Genomic DNA, 23206 nt, shown 5'->3' with positions numbered 1-23206 from the left:
TTTTATCTTCGGATTAACCGATGTCACTTGCCTTTATCAATCAGAGACTATTCTTTCGTTACTGCGTCACGTTCAACGTCTGGAGATGCTGTTTCTTCCGGCGCTTCATCACCTGATAATGCAAGGCCGTCAGCTTGTTTCGCATCTTCCTCGTCTTCTAGATCTCTCATTTCTATTTCTTCTTCATCGCCTGAAAGGATTTTTACGTCCATACCTAAGCTTTGAAGCTCTTTGATCAATACTTTGAATGATTCCGGAACACCAGGCTCTGGAACATTGTCGCCTTTGACGATGGCTTCATATGTTTTCACACGTCCGACCACGTCATCGGACTTCACAGTCAGGATTTCTTGAAGCGTGTAAGCTGCGCCGTAAGCTTCAAGCGCCCAAACCTCCATCTCACCGAAACGCTGTCCGCCGAATTGGGCTTTACCGCCGAGAGGCTGCTGCGTAACAAGTGAGTAAGGACCTGTAGAACGGGCATGAAGTTTATCATCAACCATGTGCGCCAGTTTGATCATGTACATGATTCCGACAGATACACGGTTGTCAAACGGTTCTCCCGTACGGCCGTCATAAAGAACTGTTTTAGCGTCTCTTGACATGCCTGCTTCTTCAAGTGTTTCCCACACATCTTCTTCACGCGCGCCGTCAAATACAGGTGACGCGATGTGAATGCCGAGGTAGCGGGCAGCCATACCCATGTGAAGTTCTAATACCTGACCGATATTCATACGTGATGGTACACCCAGCGGGTTAAGCATGATATCGATCGGCGTGCCGTCAGGAAGGTAAGGCATATCTTCTTCAGGAAGAATCTTCGAGATAACCCCTTTGTTTCCGTGACGTCCGGCCATTTTATCACCTTCAGAAATCTTACGTTTCTGAACGATATATACGCGTACAAGCTGGTTCACTCCCGGAGGAAGTTCGTCGCCGTCTTCACGGTTGAAGACTTTTACGTCGTGGATAATTCCGCCGCCGCCGTGAGGCACACGGAGAGAAGTATCACGGACTTCACGCGCTTTTTCTCCAAAGATCGCATGCAGAAGGCGTTCTTCAGCCGTAAGTTCAGTTACACCTTTAGGCGTTACTTTACCTACGAGAAGGTCTCCGTCGTTGACTTCCGCACCGATACGGATAATTCCGCGGTCATCAAGATTGCGAAGCGCGTCTTCCCCTACGTTTGGAATATCGCGGGTGATCTCTTCCGGCCCAAGCTTTGTATCACGTGCTTCTGATTCATATTCTTCAATGTGAATAGATGTGTATACATCATCTTTCACAAGGCGTTCACTCATGATGATGGCATCCTCATAGTTGTAACCATCCCATGTCATGAAGCCGACCATTACGTTGCGGCCGAGAGCAAGTTCACCAAGCTCCATTGAAGGTCCGTCAGCAAGGATTTCTCCTTTGACTACTTCATCGCCGACACTGACGATCGGACGCTGGTTGTAGCACGTACCTTGGTTGGAGCGGACAAATTTCAGCAAGCTGTACTTATCCAGGTTGCCTTTTACTTTTTGGCCGTCAATTTCTTCATAGCGGCGCACCCATACGTTTTTCGCTTCCACCCGTTCAACGATACCAGGGTGTTTACAAATAACGGCTGCACCGGAGTCTTTACCGGATACGTATTCCATACCCGTTCCGACGATCGGAGCTTCCGGCTGCATCAAAGGCACAGCCTGACGCTGCATGTTCGCTCCCATGAGGGCGCGGTTCGAGTCATCGTTTTCCAAGAACGGAATACATGCTGTCGCAGCAGAAACAACCTGTTTAGGAGAAACGTCCATGTAATCCACGCGGTTGCGGGCTACAACGGTGTTTTCCCCTCTGAAACGCGCTACGATGCTGTCATCCAAGAAAGAACCGTCATCGCTCAGCTTAGCATTCGCTTGGGCTACGACATAGTTATCCTCTTCATCAGCAGTCAGGTAGTCGATTCTAGGCGTTACTTTTCCTGTTTCAGGGTCAACGCGGCGGTATGGTGTCTCAATGAAACCAAAGCGGTTTACTTTCGCAAATGATGACAATGAGTTGATCAAACCGATGTTCGGGCCCTCAGGCGTTTCAATCGGACACATACGGCCATAGTGAGAGTAGTGAACGTCACGTACTTCCATACCTGCGCGCTCACGTGTCAAACCGCCCGGTCCGAGAGCTAACAGACGGCGTTTGTGCGTCAATTCAGCAAGCGGGTTCGTCTGATCCATGAATTGAGAAAGCTGTGAACTTCCGAAGAACTCTTTAATAGACGCAATAACAGGTCTGATGTTAATCAGCTGCTGCGGCGTAATTGTATTTGTGTCTTGAATAGACATTCTTTCACGTACGACACGTTCCATCCGGCTTAAACCGATACGGAATTGGTTTTGCAGGAGCTCACCTACAGAACGCAGACGGCGGTTTCCGAGATGGTCGATATCATCAGTGTCGCCCACTCCGTGCAGGAGGTTGAAGAAGTAGCTGATAGAAGAAATAATATCAGCAGGCGTAATGTTTTTAATCGCTTCTTCGATGTAAGCATTGCCGATCACATTGATCGTCTGCTCTCCTTCTGCATCGGTAGGAGCATAGATTTTAATGGATTGAAGCATCACTTCATCCTCGACAACGCCGCCGTTAGGATAAAGTTTTCTGAAGCCGATTCCATTTTCTAAGTATGGCAGTACTTTATCAAGTGTTCTTCTGTCAAGAATCTGCCCTTTTTCAGCGAGAATTTCACCGGTTTCCGGATCCACCAGTGTTTCTGCAAGGCGCTGGTTAAACAGGCGGTTCTTGATATGAAGCTTTTTATTAATTTTATAGCGTCCTACATTCGCAAGGTCGTATCGCTTCGGATCGAAGAAACGGGAATCCAGCAAGCTTTTTGCGTTTTCTACTGTAGGCGGCTCTCCGGGACGAAGGCGCTCATAGATTTCAAGAAGCGCTTTGTCACTGTTTTCAGTGTTGTCCTTATCCAGTGTATTGCGGAGATATTCGTTCTCACCAATGAGATCGAGAATCTCTTGGTCGGAACCGAAGCCGAGAGCACGCAAAAGAACCGTAACCGGCAACTTACGTGTGCGATCAATGCGGACATACACAACATCTTTCGCATCAGTTTCGTATTCTAACCATGCGCCACGGTTTGGAATGACAGTCGCGGTAAAACCTTTTTTACCGTTTTTGTCTACTTTACCACTGAAATATACACTTGGAGACCGAACAAGCTGAGATACGATAACACGTTCTGCACCGTTGATGATAAAAGTACCGGTATCTGTCATAATAGGGAAATCACCCATGAAGACATCCTGGTCTTTTACCTCTCCAGTTTCTTTGTTAATTAAACGAACCTTCACTCTCAGCGGAGCTGAGTAAGTCACATCACGTTCTTTTGACTCTTCAACGGGATACTTAGGATCTCCTAAACTGTAGTCAATGAACTCTAGAGAGAGGTTACCAGTGAAATCCTCAATTGGTGATATGTCTTGAAACATCTCTCTAAGACCCTCATCAAGAAACCACTGATAAGAAGAGGTTTGAATTTCAATGAGATTTGGTAATTCTAACACTTCGCTAATGCGAGCATAGCTTCTGCGCTGGCGGTGTCGTCCATACTGAACTAGTTGACCTGTCAACTGATTCACCCCTCAAATCATGCGTATTATATGTGTAATAAGCATCTCTTACGATAAAGAAATACTTTTACAAGACAAAAGAAAAAAGGGTTTCTAATTAAGAAAACCACATCCAAAAACAAATACCGATTTTATTAGCATTTCCATGTTTGTATAATTTATACATGCACTATGATTATTTCAGCATATCATGCAAAATATATACATTGGCATTTTACAATATTAACATAGCTGAAAATTCAAGTCAAACTTTTTTTGCTTTTATGATATAATAGCCTTTCTTTTTTTGAACCACAGAAACTTCGTCAAAAAGCTCCTTCAGTTTTTCAATGGCAGAAGGCCCGCCCTGTTTTTTCTGTATAACGATCCACAATTCACCTGAAGCCCTTAAATGCTCAGCGCTTTTTTCAAAAATGGCATGGACAACTTTTTTTCCGGCGCGGATTGGGGGGTTTGTAAAAATAGAAGCAAATGTTTGAGCAGAATCAATATTTGAAAATAAATCACTCTGATAAATCCGAACGTTTTTTATTCCGTTTTTTTCTGCATTTTCATTTGACAGCTCTACGGCTCTTTCATTCACGTCAATCATGTGCACGGTCCGGTCTGTAAATGCACCGGCGAGCGACAGACCGATCGGGCCGTAACCGCAGCCTGCATCCAGGAAGTCACCGTCGATCTCCGGCTCTTCAAACGCTTCAATTAAGACACGCGAACCGAAATCAACTTCCTTTTTCGAGAAAACGCCGCTGTCACTTGTGAATGTATAAGATCTGTTCCGCAGTGTAAATGACCATGTCTGTTTATCGCTTTTAACTGAAGGTTTTTCTGAATAATAGTGTTCACTCATTATTAGAACCTCCTTTTTTAATGGCACTTAAAGAAAAGCAAAGAAAAAGCCCGCCTCATAAAAGCGAGCTTCCCCTACAGGCAAGTGAAGATTACTTAACTTCTACAGAAGCGCCAACTTCTTCAAGTTTAGCTTTAAGCTCTTCAGCTTCTTCTTTCGCAATACCTTCTTTAAGTGGTTTTGGAGTGTTGTCAACAAGTTCTTTAGCTTCTTTCAAGCCAAGACCAGTGATTTCACGAACAACTTTGATAACTTTGATTTTCTGAGAACCTGCACCAGCAAGGATAAGGTCGAATTCGCTTTGCTCTTCAGCAGCGCCGCCAGCAGCAGCTCCGCCAGCTACAGCTACAGGAGCAGCAGCAGTTACGCCAAATTCTTCTTCGATTGCTTTTACTAGGTCGTTCAATTCAAGTACAGTTGCTTCTTTAACGGAAGCAATGATTTCTTCGATATTTAAAGCCATTTGAAATTCCTCCATTTGTTTTATTTTAGGGTAAAATCAGATTAAGCGCCTTGTTCTTCCTTTTGGTCTGCAACTGCTTTAGCTGCAAGTGCAAGGTTGCGAACTGGAGCTTGAAGTACGCTAAGCAACATAGAAAGTAAGCCATCGCGTGAAGGAAGTTCAGCAAGAGCTTTCACTTCTTCAACAGAAGATACTTTTCCTTCGATAACGCCCGCTTTGATTTCCAGAGCTTCGTGATTTTTCGCGAACTCGTTAAGAACTTTTGCCGGAGCGATAACATCTTCAGTACTGAATGCGATCGCATTCGGTCCAGTTAAGACATCATTCAAACCATCAAGTTCAGCTTGTTCAACCGCACGGCGAGTCATTGTGTTTTTGTACACTTTGAACTCTACGTTAGCTTCGCGAAGCTGTTTACGGAGTTCAGTTACTTCAGAAACGTTAAGTCCGCGGTAGTCAACGATGATCGTTGATTTGCTTTCTTTCAGTTTAGAAGCAATCTCTTCAACAACAACTTTTTTTGTATCAATTGCGCTGCTCATGGTTACACCTCCTGTAGATTTTGTGTAACACTTATACCGCTAGGTGATCACGACTGTGACGACGATTTCATATAAAAAGCCTCCATGTGGACATGGAGGCTGTATATACAAGCATACGTAACGTAATAGCTGTGATATATATACACCTCGGCAGGATATTAAGCCTTAACGGCCCCTGCTGTCTACGGTATAAATGACATATTATATTTTACAACATTTTGAATCATATCAGAATGCTGATCTAAAGTCAAATATTATTTTACGTTGAAAGTAGAAGCGTCTACTTTGACACCAGGGCCCATAGTAGAAGTAACGGCAACGTTTTTCACGTAAACACCTTTAGCCGCAGCCGGTTTTGCTTTCAGGATTGTATCATACATTGTTGTGAAGTTCTCAACAAGTTTTTCATCCTCGAAAGAAACTTTTCCGATCGGAACATGGATGTTACCAGCTTTGTCAACGCGGTATTCTACTTTACCAGCTTTGATTTCGCCGATTGCTTTTTCTACTTCGAATGTAACAGTTCCTGTTTTAGGGTTTGGCATAAGACCTTTTGGTCCAAGCACACGGCCGATTTTACCGACTTCACCCATCATGTCAGGAGTCGCAACGATTACATCGAATTCGAACCAGCCTTGCTGGATTTTCGCGATGTAATCAGAATCGCCGACGTAGTCTGCACCGGCAGCTTCAGCTTCTTTTGCTTTTTCGCCTTTAGCGAATACAAGCACGCGCTGAGTTTTACCAGTTCCGTTAGGAAGTACAACTGCACCGCGGATTTGCTGATCGTTTTTACGAGGGTCAACCCCTAAACGAAAAGCAACTTCAACTGTAGCGTCGAATTTAGCTGTGTTTGTTTTTTTAGTAAGCGCCACTGCTTCAGCGACGTCGTAAGCTTTCGCACGGTCTACAAGCTTCGCAGCTTCAACGTACTTTTTACCTTTTTTAGCCATTTTAAAATTTCCTCCTTATGTGGTTATAGCGGAATAACCTCCCACGAATAAGGGTTGCGAACTTGTGAAAACTCGCAACCCGACAAGAAACAAATTAATCCTCGATAACGATACCCATACTGCGGGCAGTACCTTCAACCATGCGCATTGCCGCTTCAACGTCTGCTGCGTTTAAGTCAGGCATTTTCGTTTCAGCGATTTCGCGAACCTTATCGCGCTTAACGGTTGCCACTTTATTACGGTTTGGTTCACCAGAACCAGACTCAATTCCAGCTGCTTTTTTAAGCAATACTGCAGCAGGCGGAGTTTTTGTAATAAATGTAAATGAACGGTCTTCGTAAACCGAAATTTCAACAGGAATGATTAAACCAGCTTGGTCAGCTGTACGAGCGTTAAACTCCTTACAGAATCCCATGATATTTACACCGGCTTGACCTAGTGCAGGTCCAACTGGCGGCGCTGGGTTAGCTTTTCCAGCAGGAATTTGCAATTTTACAACTTTTACTACTTTTTTAGCCACGAGACACACCTCCTTAAGTCCGTGATGTGGTAATAGGGTAAACCCTCCCACTCAAGGTTTCATTCTTTATATGAATGACGAAATATCAAGCTAGCTGCCTTGGATTAGTCCAAGACGTACCTTTGCTATATTATCATTAATATATAGCAATTTCAAGTTTTTTCACATTACAATTTGTCGATCTGGGTAAATTCCAGTTCAACCGGCGTTTCACGGCCGAACATGTTAACGAATACTTTCACTTTGCTCTTATCATAATCAATCTCTTCAATTGATCCTGTAAAGTTGGCGAAAGGTCCGTCTATGACTTTGACTGTCTCATTCAATTCAAAATCAATGTCGGTTTTCCGCTCATCCATGCCCATGCGTTTTAAGATGGTTTCCGCTTCGCCAGGAAGAAGCGGAGTCGGCTTTGAGCCTGAACCGGCTGATCCGACGAATCCGGTAACGCCCGGCGTGTTGCGGACCACATACCAGGAATCATCAGTCATGACGATTTCAACAAGCACATAACCCGGGAACACTTTCTTTTTGACTACTTTTTTCTTGCCGTTCTTAATATCAGTCTCTTCTTCTTCAGGGACGACAACGCGGAAAATTTTATCCTGCATTCCCATTGATTCCACACGTTTTTCAAGGTTTGCTTTTACTTTGTTTTCATAACCGGAATACGTATGAACAACATACCAATTCTTTTCCATTCTATCAGGACTCTGCAGTCCTTCCCTCCCCGCATTTAAAAATGAAGTGTAAAACAAAAAATAGGCTCAGGGCCTATGAATCCTTTTTCAACAACACAATAAAAAACCCGCTGAACGGGTTTTGGCAAACGATATTATGATCTATTATAGCACGTATTGCTGATCATTATTCAACTATTAAACGAATTAATTGAGAAATTCCTGTATCAAGGAGGGCAAAAAAGATAACAAAAAAGATAACCGTTGAAATCACCGTGATTGTATAGCGCGTTAACTCTTTGCCTTTAGGCCAGCTAACCTTTTTCATTTCTTTCCCAACATCTTTAAAGAAACTCATCATGCGCATGTAAAAGACCTCCACAATTTAAAAAGCGAACACTATTTTGTTTCTAAATGAGCTGTATGTGAATTGCAAGTGCTGCAGTACTTCTTAACTTCTAACCGCTCAGCCGCTGATGCAGAGCTTTTCATTGTCGTATAATTACGATTTCCGCATGTTTTGCATGCCAGCGTAATCTTTTTTCTCATGTCGTTACACCTTTTCCTAAACATTCATTTATCTTAATAAAATAGCACAGTCAGAAAAATTCTGTCAATATGACACAGAAACCTGCTACAGGCTGATCTCTCTTATTTCTAAATACTTTTCAAGCTTGCGCTTCACGCGCTGCAGGGCATTATCGATTGATTTTACGTGTCGGTTTAAGTCATCTGAAATCTCTTGGTAACTTCTTCCGTCCAAATACAAAACAAGCACCTTTCTCTCCAGATCGCTCAGCAGTTCTCCCATTTTCATTTCGATATCATCAAATTCTTCCTGATTAATAATCATCTCTTCAGGATTTAACGTTTTAGCGCCTGAAATGACATCAAGCAGTGTTCTGTCAGATTCTTCATCAAAAATAGGTTTGTCTAAAGAAACATAGGAATTTAAAGGAATGTGTTTCTGACGGGTAGCTGTCTTTATTGCGGTAATAATCTGGCGGGTAATGCATAATTCTGCAAAAGCTTTAAATGAAGTAAGCTTGTCCTCTCTAAAGTCTCGGATAGACTTATATAAGCCTATCATCCCTTCCTGTACAATATCTTCTCTGTCGGCCCCTATTAAAAAATAAGACCTTGCTTTCGCCCGTACAAAATTACGGTACTTCGTAATCAAGTAATCTAACGCATCACTATCCCCAACATGAACCTTTTCAATGACCTGCTCGTCCTCCAACTGGCAAAATTGCACTTTGTTGAACTTTCCCTTGCTGTTCTGTAGATTCACTGCGATCCCCCCGGCGCACGTAGATAGAAATATTATACATTAATGGGCGAAAAAGCGTCAACCTAATCCAGACCGCCTCGGCGCCACTTTTCAAACGTTTTCAAAACCTCTTCGGACAGCTCAATTTTACCCGGTGGTTTTTCAGAAGTGATCTTTGAAACCCGCCTTTGAATCCGGCGCTCTATCGTATCCACTTCCCTCAGGAGCTCCCGGGCGGATTTACGGAGAGCCCCTTGTCCGAAAATCGCCCACTGCTCCGTATAATCGGAAGTTGCGACATGAATCTGTGTCGCAATATTATTCAGCGCCTGGGCAAGCTTCTCGATCCGCTCATCCGCCGTCTCATTCTCCCGTGTGAAAATCACTTCGACTCTGTGATTCGTTTGTTTTTTCTCTATGCCTTTTACCAGGTGTGCGTCAAACACCACAATGACTCTGATTCCCGTGTAGGACTGATATTCCGCCATCTTCTGGATCAGTACATCTCTCGCTTCTTCAAAACTGTTCGCTTTTAAATCCTTTAGCTGCGGCCAAGCTCCAATCATGTTGTATCCGTCTACTAACAGGATGTCCATCTGTCTTCATTCCCCTAAAGGATTGCGCTTCCGGTAGACTTCATACATGAGAAGGCCGGCCGCAACCGACGCATTCAAAGACGTGACTTTTCCGGCCATCGGAAGCTTAATGAGAAAATCACATTTCTCTTTCACAAGCCGGCCCATTCCTCTGCCTTCGCTTCCGATAACGAGCGCTAAAGGCATCTTGCCGTCCATAGAGCGGTAGTCTTCCCGGGCGGATGCATCCGTTCCGACGACCCAAATCCCCCGCTCCTTCATTTCATCAAGTGTCCGGGCAAGGTTGGTCACCTTCACGACGGGAATGTGTTCAATCGCACCGGTCGATGCTTTTGCGACCGTCGCAGTCAGTCCGACCGCTCTGCGTTTCGGAATCACGATGCCGTGTGCACCGACAGCGTCAGCCGTTCTCATGATGGAACCGAGATTATGAGGGTCTTCCAGCTCGTCCAGTATGAGAAAGAAAGGCTGTTCGTTTCTCTCTTCCGCTCTTTTATATAATTCGTCTAATTGTGCATATTCATATGCTGCCACCTGGGCGACAACACCCTGATGCTGCCCCTCCACCATCTGATCGAGTTTTTTCCTCGGTACAAATTGAATGGTGACGCCGCGCTTTTTAGCAAGCTCCATAACTTGCTGCGCCTGTCCTTTTACTGTGTTTTCCGCCATCCATAACTTATACAGCTTGCGATCTGACTTTAACGTCTCAATCACAGCGTTTTTTCCTATGACGTAATCATGTTGCTGACTCATTTGTTTTCCTCCCTGACGTCCCGACTTGTATAGCCTCAGCAATCAGCTGATTCAGTCTTTCTTCTCTTTTCTCAAGAAAAAGGTATCCGAGTAAAGCCTCAAAAGCTGTACTATGGCGGTACGTCTGTACATCTGTGTTTTTAGGCGTCGTCCCTGATTTCGCGTTTCTGCCTCTTCTCAGCACGGCTTCCTCTTCCTCCGTGAAAAAGGATTCGTCCTGAAGGCGGAACAATATGTCTGCCTGTGATTTTGCCGATACAATCCGGCTCGCCTTCTTATGAAGGTCATTCGGTTTCGTAAAGCCCTGCTTAAGCAGGTGATGCCGGACGTATATTTCAAAAATGGCATCACCCATATAAGCAAGCGCAAGACCGTTTAACTGCTTTGAATCTTTGATTTGTTCAAATTGAAGCATCCGCTTACTCTCCCCGCTTCCAGCGAGTTCCCTGGGCCGTATCTTCAAGAATGATATTCATACTTTTCAGCTGATCGCGAATCTGGTCTGACAAAGCAAAATCGCGATTGCGGCGGGCTTCATTTCTCTTCTCAATCAACTCTTCAATCTCTTCGTCGACAAGCTCTTCTTCGCCGAGCGTAAGTCCGAGAACTGATCCGATTCTGTCAAACATGCTGATAAAGGCTTTAATGACGTGATCCGCCGTATTGTCTTCCTGCATGTAGTAATTAGCGAGCTTCGCCAGATCAAACCAAACGGAAATCGCATTCGCCGTATTAAAATCATCATCCATTGCTTCTTCAAACGCAGTGCGGTGCTCTTCGATTTTAGCGAGCCATTCCTCATCATTGTCAGTCAGATTCGTGCTGCTAATCAAACGATGGTTTAAATTACTATAGGCCGTCTTCAGGCGGTTAAACGCGTTTTTTGTTTTCTCAAGCAGCTCTTCCGAATAGTTGATCGGGTGGCGGTAATGAACGGACAGCATGAAAAATCTCAAAAGCTGCGGGTCATATTGCTTAATGATATCGTGCACCAAAACAAAGTTGCCGAGAGATTTTGACATTTTCTCATTATCGATATTGATATATCCGTTGTGAAGCCAGTATTTTGCGAATGTCTTGCCTGTTAATGCTTCAGATTGGGCGATTTCGTTTTCATGGTGCGGGAATGTCAGGTCCTGACCGCCGGCATGAATATCGATTTCGTCACCCAAATACTTTTTCACCATTGCGGAGCATTCAATATGCCAGCCCGGGCGGCCTTTTCCCCAAGGGCTATCCCATGAAATTTCTCCGTCCTTAGCAGCTTTCCAAAGAGCAAAGTCCAGCGCATCCTCTTTCTTCTCGCCGACACGGATACGCGCGCCTGATCTGAGTTCATCAATTGATTGCTGAGATAGCTTGCCGTAGCCTTCGAAGGCCCTTGTTTTGAAATAGACGTCGCCTTCTGATTCATAAGCGTAGCCTTTTTTAATCAGCTCGCTGACAAATTCAATAATGGCGTCCATGTTTTCCATGACCCGGGGGTGAAGATCCGCTTTCCGGCATCCGAGGGCCCCCACGTCTTCAAAATACGCTTTAATGAACCGTTCAGAAACGGCCGGGACGTCCTCGCCGAGCTCGTTGGCCGCCTTAATCAGTTTGTCGTCAACATCGGTGAAATTCGATACGTATTGAACATCGTATCCCTTATACTCTAAATAGTTGCGTACGGTATCATACACAATCGCCGGACGCGCGTTTCCGATATGAATATAGTTGTATACAGTCGGTCCGCACACGTACATTTTTACTTTGCCTTCCTCAAGAGGAACGAATGTTTCCTTTTTCCGTGTCAATGTATTATAAAGTGTAATGGTCATTTTTGGTTGATCCTTTCTTTTTTATCTTCCAGTTCAGCCTGCAGTTCAAAAATCTGCTGCTCCAATGCTCTAAACCGGTCAGCAACCGGATCGGGCAAGTCTTGGTGATTGAGATCGCGTTTGATTTTTCTTCCGTTCTGAATGACGACTTTCCCCGGTATGCCGACAACGGTCGAAAAGTCGGGAACATCACGAAGCACAACGGAGCCGGCCCCTACTTTAGAACCCTGCCCGACCGTAATAGAGCCGAGCACCTTCGCTCCGGTTGCAATTAAAGCATCATCTTTTATGGTCGGATGCCGCTTCCCCTTTTCTTTTCCCGTTCCCCCGAGAGTGACACCTTGGAATACCGTCACGTTATTGCCGATTTCACATGTTTCCCCTATGACGACCCCCATACCGTGGTCAATGAAAAACCTTCTCCCGATGGTCGCGCCGGGATGGATTTCAATTCCGGTAAAGAAACGGGCAATCTGTGATATCAGGCGCGCCAGGAAGAAAAATCTCCGTTTATATAAAGCATGTGCAATCCGATGCGCCCATATAGCATGTAAACCAGAATAAGTTAAAACAACTTCGAAATAGCTTCTTGCTGCCGGATCTTGATCGAACACTGTATCTATGTCTTCTTTTAGCATTTTAAAAAACACATGCTTCCCCCCATTCTCTCCCCGCTCCAGTCTGTTTTTCCGCCTATAAAAAAAGCGCCTCTGCATGTAAACATGACAGAGACGCTTTTACCGCGCGGTTCCACTCTGTTTGAAAAACAAGTCACTGTTTTCCCAACTTAAAAGCCGGTAACGGCGGCGGCCGCCTTTAAATACTGATTTCCGCAGAAATGTTCTTCAAAGGTCTTAAGGGCGCACTTCTAAAACATGACGCATGAATCTCTCTCAGCCGATGAAGATTCTTTCTGTAATGGTCATTGTTTTATACTCTTCCCTGTCAACAATCGTATATTTAAATGCTTTTCAGGCGTCTGACGGCTGTTTCTCTGCCGATCAGCTCAATGGCCTGCGGAAGCTCAGGACCGTGTGTCTGACCGGTAACCGCTACACGAATCGGCATGAACAGCTTTTTGCCTTTATGGCCTGTTTCTTTCTGAACAGCTTTGATTGAGGCTTTGATCAGCTCAGGCGTAAATTCTTCAAGCTCTTCAAGCTTCGCAGCAAATACGCTGAGCACTTCAGGCACCTGTTCTTCTTCCAGAACGGCTTTCGCCTCTTGATTATACTCGATCTCATCTTTAAAGAACAAATCAGTCAGCTCGACAATTTCAGCGCCGTAGCTCAATTGCTCATGGTAAAGAGAGATTAATTTACGAACCCATTCCTGGTCTTCGGCAGAAAGCTCAGTGCCGACTTTTCCTGCTTTTTGCAGGTGCGGCAAGGTCAGCTCAACCACTTGATCAAGATCCAGCGCTTTGACGTATTGATTGTTGACCCATTTCAGTTTATGCATATCAAACAGAGCCGGTGACTTAGACAAACGATTCACATCAAAAATTTCAATGAATTGTTCTCTTGTGAAAAGCTCTTCTTCACCGACGGGAGACCAGCCGAGAAGTCCGATAAAGTTAAACAGCGCTTCAGGCAGGTAACCCAGCTCATCATACTGCTCAATAAACTGGATAATTGATTCATCACGTTTACTTAATTTTTTGCGGCTTTCGTTAACGATAAGCGTCATATGTCCGAAGACAGGAACATCCCAGCCGAATGCCTGGAAAATCATGATCTGTTTCGGTGTATTTGAAATGTGATCCTCACCGCGGAGCACGTGCGTCATTTTCATTAAGTAATCGTCAATCGCGACAGCAAAGTTATACGTCGGTGTTCCGTCTTTTTTGACGATGACAAAGTCGCCGATGCCGTCTGATTCAAAAGAAATCTCACCTTTTACGATATCGTTAAATGCGATGATTTTCCCTTCCGGCACGCGGAAACGGATGCTCGGCTGTCTGCCTTCGGCTAAAAACTGCTCCTGCTCTTCCTGAGTCAGGTTTCTGTGTTTGCCGGAATAACGCGGCATTTCCCCGCGGGCGATTTGCTCTTCACGTTCTTTCTCAAGTTCTTCTTCCGTACAGAAACATTTATAAGCAAGCCCTTTTTCAAGAAGCTCTTCATAGTACTTTTTGTAAATGTCGTTACGCTCAGACTGGCGGTACGGGCCGTATTCTCCGCCGACATCCACACTTTCATCCCAGTCCATGCCGAGCCATTTCAAATAGTTGAGCTGGCTTTGCTCTCCGCCTTCAATATTTCGCTTTTTGTCCGTATCCTCAATCCGGATAATAAACTTTCCGCCTTGGCTGCGGGCAAATAAATAGTTAAAAAGCGCAGTTCTGGCGTTACCGATATGCAAATGTCCGGTCGGACTCGGTGCATAACGAACGCGTACTTCATTTCCCATGTTCAAATACTTCCTTTCATCTCGTCTGTAGCCTCTAGCCGAATATATGTATCTATTCTACCACCAAATAGACCCGGCATCAAAACAATGATCAGGCTTTTTGGATCAGAACGGTCGCCTGAGCGGCAATTCCTTCGGCTCTTCCGGTAAACCCGAGCTTTTCAGTCGTCGTCGCTTTTACGTTTACTTGAGAGACGTCCGCCTCAAGGCCTTCCGCTATCCGTTTTCTCATAGCATCAATATGCGGCGCCATTTTCGGCTTTTGCGCAATAATCGTACAGTCTATATTTCCGAGTACGTATCCTTTTTCTTTAACAATGTTCCAGACATGCTGAAGCAGCTTAAAAGAATCCGCATCCTTGAATTCCGGATCAGTATCCGGGAAATGCTTGCCGATATCTCCTTCACCTGCCGCTCCGAGACACGCGTCTGCGACTGTATGCAGCAATACATCAGCATCTGAATGTCCGAGCAGCCCCTTTTCATAAGGAATTTCAATTCCGCCGATGATGAGAGGACGGCCTTCCGTTAATTGATGCACATCAAATCCTTGTCCGATTCTAAACATTATGATTCCCACTTTCCGCTTTCATGATTGCTTCCGCAAATATCAGGTCATCCGGCGTTGTCAGCTTAATATTGGTATAGCTGCCTTCAACGATACTCACCTGATATCCATCAAGACGCTCGACGAGGCTGGCGTCATCCGTCCCTAAGAAGCCTTTGTTTTCCGCTTCCATATGCGCCGTCTTCAATAAAGAAAGACGAAAAGCTTGCGGCGTTTGAACGGCCCACAAGCTTGAACGATCAAAGGTCTCCGCAACCCGGGAGCCTTCCGCCCGTTTTATCGTGTCTTTCACAGGAACAGCCAGGACAGCCGCTCCCGCCTCCTCTGCTGTTTCAACGAGCTTATCGATATGCTGATGTGTGACAAACGGGCGCGCTCCGTCATGAACAAGGACGACCGATTCCTTATCAATCACTTTCAGTCCTTCGTATACACTGTGCTGACGCTCCGCACCTCCGGTAACAAGCTCAATTTCCGTCTGAATCGGAAATTGGGCCAACAGCTGGCGAAAATCTTCCTGTTCACTCTCGTTTATCACCAAGATTATTTTCTGACAGGGTGCGTGGCTTTCAAAAACCCGCAGTGTGTGTATAATAACAGGCGCACCTTTTAAGCTGATGAACAGCTTATTTTTCCCGGCCTTCATCCGTTTTCCTTGTCCGGCAGCCGGAATAACGACAACATACTCCATATGAACTCCCTCTTAAAGAGCTTTCTCAAGCAGCTTGGGCTTGGCAAAAATCATTCGTCCCGCCGCTGTCTGCAGTACGCTGGTTACGAGCACATCAATATGTTTCCCTATATAATTGCGGCCTTCTTCCACAACAATCATCGTACCGTCATCCAAGTAAGCCACACCTTGATTGTGCTCTTTCCCGTCCTTAATCACCTGCACATTCATCTCTTCGCCCGGAAGCACAACCGGCTTCACCGCGTTTGCAAGGTCATTAATATTCAGTACCGCAACCTTCTGAAGCTCACATACTTTATTTAAATTAAAATCATTCGTCACAACGACGCCGGATGTCAGCTTCGCAAGTTTGACAAGCTTGCTGTCAACCTCCTGAATGTCCTCGAAGTCGCCTTCATAAATTTCAACCGTAATATCCAGTTCCTTTTGAATGCGATTCAAGATATCCAGACCGCGGCGTCCTCTGTTACGTTTTAAAACATCTGAAGAATCAGCGATATGCTGTAATTCCTCCAGCACAAATTGAGGAATAACAATGACGCCTTCTAAAAAGCCCGTCTGACAAATATCTGCAATTCTCCCATCAATAATAACACTTGTATCCAAGATTTTCAGCCTTTTATCCTGTTCCTCCTGCTCCTCATCAGCACTTCCCTTTTTCTTCTGCATTCTTGCAGAAATGGAGAAAAGACTGATCAGTTCATCCTTTTTCTTAAATCCGACTTGGAAGCCCAGATAACCGAGAAAGAAAGCCAGAAAGACCGGAATGATGGTGCTGAATATACGGTACGGAATATTGTCCAGCGGAATCACGTTTACAATGAGATATGCGATGATAAGTCCAAAAACCAATCCGAGACTCCCGAATAACAGATCCGGCACCGGAGCTCTCAGCAAAGAATCTTCAATCCATTTTACCCAATTAATCACATATTCTGTCGTCCATATACTGATGAGAAAAAAGATAATAGCACCAATTGCAGCAGACGTATATGCGTTTGTTATTAAAGGTATGTCCTGTATATTTGACAGCACAAACAATTCAGGTATTAAAAAGATACCGACAACGCCGCCCACAATAATGAAGAACGCCTGAACTATTCGTTTTAACATACCTCCACCTCCTTTTAAGTAGCATTTTTTCAGCAGACTGTCAGAGCCTACAAATTCAGAATAAACAAAAACTAACAATAATATACCCGGATTCCGACAGGTTTAAGCGATTCTTAAAGCTGTCTATCTATATAGTGTTTTTCCTGAAGGCGTTTTAAGCCTTTTTTGATTTTTTTGGCGCGCACTTCGCCGATACCCTCAACATCATCAAGCTCTTCTACAGTGGCTTCCGTTATGCTTGGCAAAAATCCGAACGCCTCAACCACATTTTCAACAATCGGCATCGGCAGACGCGGAATTTTGTTCAGCAGCCTGTATCCTCTCGGGAGCACATAATCATCAATATTGGTAGAAGCCGGATATCCAAGCAGCTTAAACAGAATGGAATCATCAAGCAGATCATAGCTGGACATATCCTGAAGCTCTTTTAGCAGCACGAACGGATCTTTGATTTTTTCTTTGACATAGTCTTTGATGAAAAGTGCCGCCTCTTCTTCCATGTCCGTAATCAGTTCAATCACCTGCAGACGGATTAAGTGGCCTTCCGTTCCGAGTTCTTTAATATACATATTGATTTCATTTTTTATTCGGAGCACCATTTCATATCGATGCATGACGGACAACACGTCACTGAATGTCACAAGCTCCTCAAACTCTAATGCGTTTAAAGCCGTAATCGTTTTGTCTAAAATGGTTTTATACTTCTCAAGCGTTTGAATGGCCTGATTTGCCTTTGTTAAAATAAATCCTATGTCCTTTAGTGTGTACTTCATGCTGTCCTGATATAACGTAATGACATTTCTGCGCTCAGAAATGGCGATGACGAGACAGCCGGTCTGCTTCGCCACCCGTTCCGCCGTACGGTGCCTCATTCCCGTTTCTGAAGAAGAAATGGTCGCCTCCGGCATAAGCTGCGTATTCGCATAAAGAATTTTCTGGCCGGAATCACTTAAAATAATGGCACCGTCCATTTTGGCCAGCTCGTATAAGTGAGCGGGCGCAAATGATGTATTAATATGAAAACCGCCATCCACGACTTGCTTTACCTTATCATTGTATCCGACAACAATCAGGCCGCCTGTATTTGCCCGAAGTACATTCTCTATCCCGGCTCTGAGCGGGGTGCCCGGTGCAACGAACTGCAGAATTGCAGACAGGTCAAGCTCTTGTTTCGCCCCTTTTTTCTCTTTTTCCATCTATTATGATCCTCCTAATGAAGTACGAAGCGCTTCTGCAACATTTGCTACTCCGACAACCTCAATCCCTTTTGGTATTGTCCACCCATCTGCATTCGCCTCAGGTATGATCATGCGCTTGAAGCCGAGTTTTGCCGCTTCTTTTACGCGCTGTTCGATTCTTGACACCCTGCGGACTTCTCCTGTCAGACCCACTTCACCGATAAAGCAATCTGCGGGATTCGGCGGTGTATCTCTGAAGCTTGAGGCAATGCTGACGGCTACTGCCAAATCAATCGCCGGTTCATCCAGTTTGACCCCGCCGGCGACCTTTAAATATGCATCTTGATTTTGAAGCAAAAGACCCACCCGCTTCTCAAGCACAGCCATAATTAACGACACCCTGTTGTGGTCAATGCCTGTAGCCATGCGGCGCGGGTTTCCAAAACTGGTCGGTGATATGAGCGCCTGGATTTCAACCAGGATCGGTCTCGTTCCTTCCATTGACGCAACGATACTCGAACCCGATGCCCCGGCAGAACGCTCTTCCAAGAATATTTCAGAAGGGTTCAGCACTTCCGTAAGCCCCTCTTCCCGCATTTCAAAGATGCCCATTTCATTTGTGGAGCCGAAACGGTTTTTTACAGCCCGCAAAATACGGAATGTATGGTGCCGCTCTCCTTCAAAGTATAGAACGGTATCGACCATGTGCTCAAGCAATCTCGGCCCTGCGATCGATCCTTCTTTTGTGACGTGCCCGACGATAAAAATAGGTATGCCGTTTGTTTTCGCGATTTTCATCAATTCGGCCGTACACTCTCTTACTTGTGATACACTGCCGGGAGCTGAGGTGATATCACTTTGGTACACGGTCTGAATGGAGTCTACGACAACAAATGCGGGTTTCATCTCTTGTATAGCAGACGAAATATACTCCATATCGGTTTCAGATAAAACATGTAACGTTTGGCTGTTGATTCCAAGTCTGTCGGCACGCAGCTTCGTTTGCTTCACGGATTCTTCCCCTGAAATGTAAAGCACGCTGCCGGCCGTATCTGCTAATTGTGCGGATACTTGGAGAAGGAGCGTTGATTTTCCGATGCCGGGATCACCGCCGATTAATACTAACGAGCCCTTCACAACGCCGCCGCCAAGCACTCTGTTGAATTCTTCAAGCTTTGTGTGAACGCGGGGTTCTTCCGATGTTTCAATTGATGTAATGGGTGATGGTTTCTGGACGGTTTGAACGGAGTGGGAGAAAGCCGCCCGCCGATTCGCCGGCGCTTTTTTTATGGTTTCTTCCACCATTGTATTCCAAGCCCCGCAGCCCGGGCACTTTCCCATCCACTTTGCGGATTCATAACCGCATGAGTGGCAGATGAATTTTGTTTTTGATTTAGCCATATATGTTGTAAGACCTCTTCCTTATCGAATATTTCTCTATATAACAAAGTGAGGCATACACTCGCTTACGTATGCCTCATGTTTGTCACTATATTAGTTCGTTTTAGCAGTTGTTTTTACGACAAATTCGCCGTCCTCAACATCAAGAACAATGTGCTGGCCCTTATCAATATTGCCTCTGAGGAGTTCTTCTGATAACCGGTCCTCCACATGCTTTTGAATCGCTCTTCTTAACGGACGTGCGCCGTATTCCAAATCGACGCCCTCTTCTGCCACTTTTGCTTTTGCAGCATCCGTCAGCTCGATAGAGAGATCTTGTTCTTTCAGACGTTTTGTTAACTGATCAGACATAAGCGACACGATGTCTGTAAGATGTTTTTTCTCAAGGGAGTGGAAGACGATAATTTCGTCAATCCGGTTGATAAACTCAGGTCTGAAGGCACGCTTCAGCTCTCCCATGACTTTGTCTTTCATGTCTTTATGGTTTTGTGATTCATCCTGCACATTGAAGCCCACATATTTGTTGCGTTTCAGCTCGCTCGCTCCGACATTTGACGTCATAATCAGGATCGTGTTGCGGAAATCCACAGTGCGTCCTTTTGAATCAGTCAAGCGTCCGTCTTCAAGCACTTGCAGGAGTATGTTAAACACATCAGGATGCGCTTTTTCAATTTCATCAAGCAGTACGACAGAGTAAGGTTTTCTTCTCACTTTTTCTGTCAGCTGGCCGCCTTCATCATAGCCGACATATCCCGGAGGAGAACCGACAAGACGTGAAGTCGAGTGTTTCTCCATGTATTCGGACATATCCACTCTGATCATCGCTTCCTCATCACCGAAAATGGATTCCGCCAGCGCTCGTGCCAGCTCTGTCTTCCCAACGCCTGTAGGGCCTAAGAAGATGAATGAACCAATCGGGCGTTTCGGGTCCTTCAGACCGGCTCTTGCACGTCTGACAGCCTTTGCAACGGCTACAACAGCTTCATCCTGGCCGATGACGCGGGAGTGCAGAATGTTTTCCATATTGAGAAGCTTATCTGTTTCCGTTTGGGCAATTTTAGATACAGGCACCCCGGTCCAGCTGGATACAACCATCGCAATATCCTCTACAGAAACTTCGGAGTTCTCCTGGCCTTGTTTTTCTTTCCACGTTTTTTTCGTGTCTTCCACCTGTTCTCTCAGGCGCTGCTCCGTATCACGAAGGGAAGCCGCTTTTTCAAACTCCTGGCTCTGAACGGCAGCGTCTTTTTCCTTGCGAACTTCATCGAGTTTCTGCTCAAGCTCTTTTAAGTTCGGAGGTGTTGTGAAAGAACGGAGACGCACTTTTGAACCGGCTTCATCAATTAAATCGATCGCTTTATCCGGAAGGAAGCGGTCAGAAATATAACGGTCGGACAATTTAACCGCCGCTTCGATCGCTTCATCGGTAATGGATACGCGGTGATGCGCTTCATAGCGGTCACGGAGCCCTTTTAAAATTTGAATGCTTTCATCGGCTGACGGCTGATCCACCTGAATCGGCTGGAAACGGCGCTCCAGAGCGGCGTCTTTTTCGATATATTTACGGTATTCATCAAGCGTTGTCGCACCGATGCATTGGAGCTCTCCGCGGGCCAGTGAAGGTTTTAAGATATTCGATGCGTCAATCGCACCTTCTGCTCCCCCCGCTCCGATCAGTGTATGCAGTTCGTCAATGAATAAAATAATATTGCCGGCCTGACGTATTTCATCCATTACTTTTTTCAAGCGGTCTTCAAATTCTCCGCGGTATTTCGTACCAGCTACAACCGTACCCATGTCTAATGTCATTACGCGTTTATCACGTAAAATTTCCGGCACTTCATTATTGATGATCTGCTGTGCGAGGCCTTCAGCAATCGCAGTCTTACCTACACCCGGTTCTCCGATAAGAACGGGATTATTCTTCGTTCTGCGGCTTAATACCTCAATAACACGCTGAATTTCTTTGCTTCGGCCGATAACCGGATCAAGACTGTCTTCCTTCGCAATCGCAGTTAAATCACGAGCCAAGCTGTCAAGCGTCGGCGTGTTTGCATTGCTGTTCGTACCGGATGCAGAAGATCCCGTCTCATTGCTTCCCAGAAGCTGCAGCACTTGCTGTCTCGCCTTATTCAAGCTGACACCGAGATTGTTCAGAACTCTCGCGGCCACGCCTTCTCCTTCACGAATCAGTCCGAGAAGTATGTGTTCTGTTCCCACATAAGAATGTCCTAGCTTTCTGGCTTCATCCATTGATAACTCTATTACCTTTTTGGCTCGAGGTGTGTAATGAGGAACAGAGGTGGTGCTTTCCTGCCCTCGACCGATCAAACTTTCCACTTCTTTCTGCATTTTATCTGAATTAAGGCCCAGTGCTTCTAAAGCTTTAAATGCGATCCCTTCACCTTCACGGACTAACCCTAATAGTATATGTTCAGTTCCGATATTTGTATGGCCTAAGCGCAGTGCTTCTTCCTGTGCCAGTGCCAATACCTTTTGAGCTCGCTCTGTAAACCTTCCAAACATCATATCGAATCATCCTCCTGTCTATTTGCACTCATTTCTAAATGCAGCCTTTCCCTGATAAGAGCCGCTCTTCTCGCGTCTCTTTCGTTCGGCCGTAATGCACCGCCCGAATATTGCTGGAGAAAACCCGGCTGTGTCAAAATCATCAGTTCATTAAGTATATTGCTTGATAGCCCTTTGATGATTCCAAGGTCTATCCCCAGCCGAACGTCAGAAAGGCATTTCGCCGTTTCCTTTGATTCAATCATACGGCAGTTGGATAAAACACCGTAAGATCTGAATACCCGGTCCTCCAATTCAATTTTCGAGGTTTGGTAAAGCGCTTCTCGGGCTGAACGTTCCTGCTCAATCAGCTGGGCAGCCACACTGTTTAAATCATCTACAATGTCCTGTTCTGATTTTCCGAGTGTGATTTGATTTGAAATTTGAAAGATATTTCCTAATGCTTCGCTGCCTTCACCGTAAATTCCTCTAACAACTAAGCCTAATTGGTTAATTGCCGGTATAATTCGATTCATTTGCCTAGTTAATACAAGGCCCGGCAAATGCATCATGACTGAAGCCCTTAGTCCCGTCCCTACATTTGTAGGACAGCTTGTTAAGTACCCTCTCTTCTCTCCAAAGGCGTAATCCACTTTCTCCTCAATCCAGTCATCAACCTGGTTTGCCGCTTTTATAGCGTTGAGAAGCTGGAAGCCGGGGAAGAGGCATTGAATTCTGATATGATCTTCTTCATTTAACATAATGCTGACTTCTTCATTTTCAGAAAGCAGACAGCCGCCAAAAGGGGATTCAGTTAAATTCGGGCTGATCAGATGTTTCTCCATCAGCACCCGTTTTTCCAAAGGCTGAGCTTCACTCATTCTGATTAAATGAAATTGACCGATATCAGGCAGTTCTTTTCCTGAAAAATGATCTTCGAATTGCTGAATGATGGATGAGGCTTCTTCATTCATATACCTGGCAGGAAACTTTATATTTTCAAAGTTTCGGGCCAACCGTATACGGCTGCTGAGTACAATGTCACTTTCAGGTCCCTTTTGCTTCATCCAATTGCTTAGTGCGTCCTGAATAAAATGCTTGAGCGACATTACCCTTGTTCCCCCTCACTGTCTTTACTTTTTAATTTCTGCTCTAACGATCGGATCTGATCCCTGACCTCCGCTGCTCTTTCAAACTCTTCGTGGTGTATTAAAGATTCAAGTTCTTTTTTTAACATTTCCATTTGCCGTCTTACA

At 45.1% G+C, this 23206-nt stretch carries 24 protein-coding genes and 2 other annotated features (1 of these 26 running past the window's edge); all 24 genes read right to left on the bottom strand.

Translation table 11 applies throughout. The annotated features are described in order from the left end of the window. Positions 1-47 precede the first annotated feature (47 nt). Positions 48-3629, bottom strand: coding sequence for a DNA-directed RNA polymerase subunit beta (gene rpoB, locus MY7_RS18570; protein ID WP_033897828.1), 3582 nt, complete (start codon positions 3627-3629; stop codon positions 48-50). Positions 3630-3873: 244 nt separating this feature from the next. Further along, on the bottom strand, positions 3874-4479 hold the full coding sequence (locus MY7_RS18565; RefSeq protein ID WP_029325705.1) for a class I SAM-dependent methyltransferase: 606 nt from the start codon (positions 4477-4479) through the stop codon (positions 3874-3876). A gap of 91 nt (positions 4480-4570) precedes the next feature. Next, positions 4571-4942: a 50S ribosomal protein L7/L12 gene (gene rplL, locus MY7_RS18560; protein ID WP_003156436.1), complete on the bottom strand. Its 372-nt coding sequence runs from the start codon at positions 4940-4942 to the stop codon at positions 4571-4573. Between the two features lie 41 nt (positions 4943-4983). Continuing rightward, positions 4984-5484 (bottom strand): 50S ribosomal protein L10, encoded by a 501-nt coding sequence (rplJ, locus tag MY7_RS18555; RefSeq protein ID WP_007410396.1) that lies wholly within the window; start codon positions 5482-5484, stop codon positions 4984-4986. A 63-nt stretch (positions 5485-5547) separates the two neighbouring features. Beyond that, positions 5548-5690, bottom strand: a sequence feature (ribosomal protein L10 leader region). A gap of 48 nt (positions 5691-5738) precedes the next feature. Then, a complete protein-coding gene (gene rplA / locus MY7_RS18550; protein ID WP_003156431.1) occupies positions 5739-6437 on the bottom strand; it encodes a 50S ribosomal protein L1 in 699 nt (232 codons plus the stop codon). Between the two features lie 94 nt (positions 6438-6531). Continuing rightward, complete coding sequence (gene rplK / locus MY7_RS18545) at positions 6532-6957, bottom strand: 50S ribosomal protein L11 (RefSeq protein ID WP_003156430.1); 426 nt, start codon at positions 6955-6957, stop codon at positions 6532-6534. A 167-nt stretch (positions 6958-7124) separates the two neighbouring features. Beyond that, a complete protein-coding gene (nusG, locus tag MY7_RS18540; protein ID WP_003156423.1) occupies positions 7125-7658 on the bottom strand; it encodes a transcription termination/antitermination protein NusG in 534 nt (177 codons plus the stop codon). Positions 7659-7824: 166 nt separating this feature from the next. Further along, the gene (gene secE / locus MY7_RS18535) at positions 7825-8004 is read right to left on the bottom strand and encodes a preprotein translocase subunit SecE (protein ID WP_003156422.1); all 180 of its coding nucleotides are present in this window, start codon (positions 8002-8004) and stop codon (positions 7825-7827) included. 32 nt (positions 8005-8036) lie between these two features. Beyond that, positions 8037-8186, bottom strand: coding sequence for a 50S ribosomal protein L33 (gene rpmG / locus MY7_RS18530; RefSeq protein ID WP_003156421.1), 150 nt, complete (start codon positions 8184-8186; stop codon positions 8037-8039). Positions 8187-8271: 85 nt separating this feature from the next. Further along, a complete protein-coding gene (sigH, locus tag MY7_RS18525) occupies positions 8272-8928 on the bottom strand; it encodes an RNA polymerase sporulation sigma factor SigH (protein WP_003156415.1) in 657 nt (218 codons plus the stop codon). A 62-nt stretch (positions 8929-8990) separates the two neighbouring features. Continuing rightward, on the bottom strand, positions 8991-9503 hold the full coding sequence (gene rae1 / locus MY7_RS18520; protein WP_003156414.1) for a ribosome-dependent mRNA decay endonuclease Rae1/YacP: 513 nt from the start codon (positions 9501-9503) through the stop codon (positions 8991-8993). Positions 9504-9509: 6 nt separating this feature from the next. Next, positions 9510-10259, bottom strand: a complete 750-nt coding sequence (gene rlmB / locus MY7_RS18515; RefSeq protein WP_007615230.1) for a 23S rRNA (guanosine(2251)-2'-O)-methyltransferase RlmB — start codon at positions 10257-10259, stop codon at positions 9510-9512. After that, positions 10243-10674, bottom strand: a complete 432-nt coding sequence (locus tag MY7_RS18510) for a Mini-ribonuclease 3 (RefSeq protein WP_003156412.1) — start codon at positions 10672-10674, stop codon at positions 10243-10245. Before MY7_RS18510 ends, rlmB begins: the two co-directional genes overlap by 17 nt. Before the next feature lie 4 nt (positions 10675-10678). Beyond that, a complete protein-coding gene (gene cysS, locus MY7_RS18505) occupies positions 10679-12079 on the bottom strand; it encodes a cysteine--tRNA ligase (protein ID WP_007615229.1) in 1401 nt (466 codons plus the stop codon). Further along, positions 12076-12729, bottom strand: a complete 654-nt coding sequence (gene cysE, locus MY7_RS18500) for a serine O-acetyltransferase (protein WP_003156410.1) — start codon at positions 12727-12729, stop codon at positions 12076-12078. The genes cysS and cysE overlap by 4 nt, the downstream gene beginning before the upstream one ends. A 74-nt stretch (positions 12730-12803) precedes the next feature. Next, positions 12804-13037: a binding site (T-box leader), on the bottom strand. A 2-nt stretch (positions 13038-13039) separates the two neighbouring features. After that, a complete protein-coding gene (gene gltX / locus MY7_RS18495; protein ID WP_007615227.1) occupies positions 13040-14491 on the bottom strand; it encodes a glutamate--tRNA ligase in 1452 nt (483 codons plus the stop codon). A 91-nt stretch (positions 14492-14582) separates the two neighbouring features. Then, on the bottom strand, positions 14583-15059 hold the full coding sequence (gene ispF / locus MY7_RS18490; RefSeq protein ID WP_003156407.1) for a 2-C-methyl-D-erythritol 2,4-cyclodiphosphate synthase: 477 nt from the start codon (positions 15057-15059) through the stop codon (positions 14583-14585). Continuing rightward, positions 15052-15750 carry a 2-C-methyl-D-erythritol 4-phosphate cytidylyltransferase gene (ispD, locus tag MY7_RS18485; protein WP_007615226.1) on the bottom strand — a complete coding sequence of 233 codons (699 nt, stop codon included), beginning with the start codon at positions 15748-15750 and terminating at the stop codon, positions 15052-15054. Before ispD ends, ispF begins: the two co-directional genes overlap by 8 nt. Positions 15751-15762: 12 nt before the next feature. After that, positions 15763-16863: a PIN/TRAM domain-containing protein gene (locus tag MY7_RS18480; RefSeq protein ID WP_003156403.1), complete on the bottom strand. Its 1101-nt coding sequence runs from the start codon at positions 16861-16863 to the stop codon at positions 15763-15765. 113 nt (positions 16864-16976) lie between these two features. Beyond that, on the bottom strand, positions 16977-18059 hold the full coding sequence (gene disA, locus MY7_RS18475; protein ID WP_007615225.1) for a DNA integrity scanning diadenylate cyclase DisA: 1083 nt from the start codon (positions 18057-18059) through the stop codon (positions 16977-16979). A 3-nt stretch (positions 18060-18062) separates the two neighbouring features. Further along, positions 18063-19442 (bottom strand): DNA repair protein RadA, encoded by a 1380-nt coding sequence (radA, locus tag MY7_RS18470; RefSeq protein ID WP_007615224.1) that lies wholly within the window; start codon positions 19440-19442, stop codon positions 18063-18065. A 93-nt stretch (positions 19443-19535) separates the two neighbouring features. Beyond that, positions 19536-21971 carry an ATP-dependent protease ATP-binding subunit ClpC gene (gene clpC / locus MY7_RS18465; RefSeq protein ID WP_007615223.1) on the bottom strand — a complete coding sequence of 812 codons (2436 nt, stop codon included), beginning with the start codon at positions 21969-21971 and terminating at the stop codon, positions 19536-19538. Then, positions 21968-23059 (bottom strand): protein arginine kinase, encoded by a 1092-nt coding sequence (locus MY7_RS18460; protein ID WP_007615222.1) that lies wholly within the window; start codon positions 23057-23059, stop codon positions 21968-21970. Before MY7_RS18460 ends, clpC begins: the two co-directional genes overlap by 4 nt. After that, a protein-coding gene (locus tag MY7_RS18455) for a UvrB/UvrC motif-containing protein (RefSeq protein WP_029325704.1) crosses the window boundary here: on the bottom strand, positions 23059-23206 show its final stretch. The gene runs 410 nt beyond the window's last position; only the last 148 of its 558 coding nucleotides appear in the window; its start codon lies off the right edge, out of view — the gene reads right to left on this strand; it ends in the stop codon at positions 23059-23061. The genes MY7_RS18460 and MY7_RS18455 overlap by 1 nt, the downstream gene beginning before the upstream one ends.

It is taken from the genome of Bacillus sp. 5B6, assembly GCF_000259405.1.
Classification (GTDB): Bacteria; Bacillota; Bacilli; order Bacillales; family Bacillaceae; genus Bacillus; species Bacillus velezensis.
The sequence above is the reverse complement of the archived record's forward strand: the minus strand, read 5'-3'. Positions and strand labels throughout refer to the sequence as shown.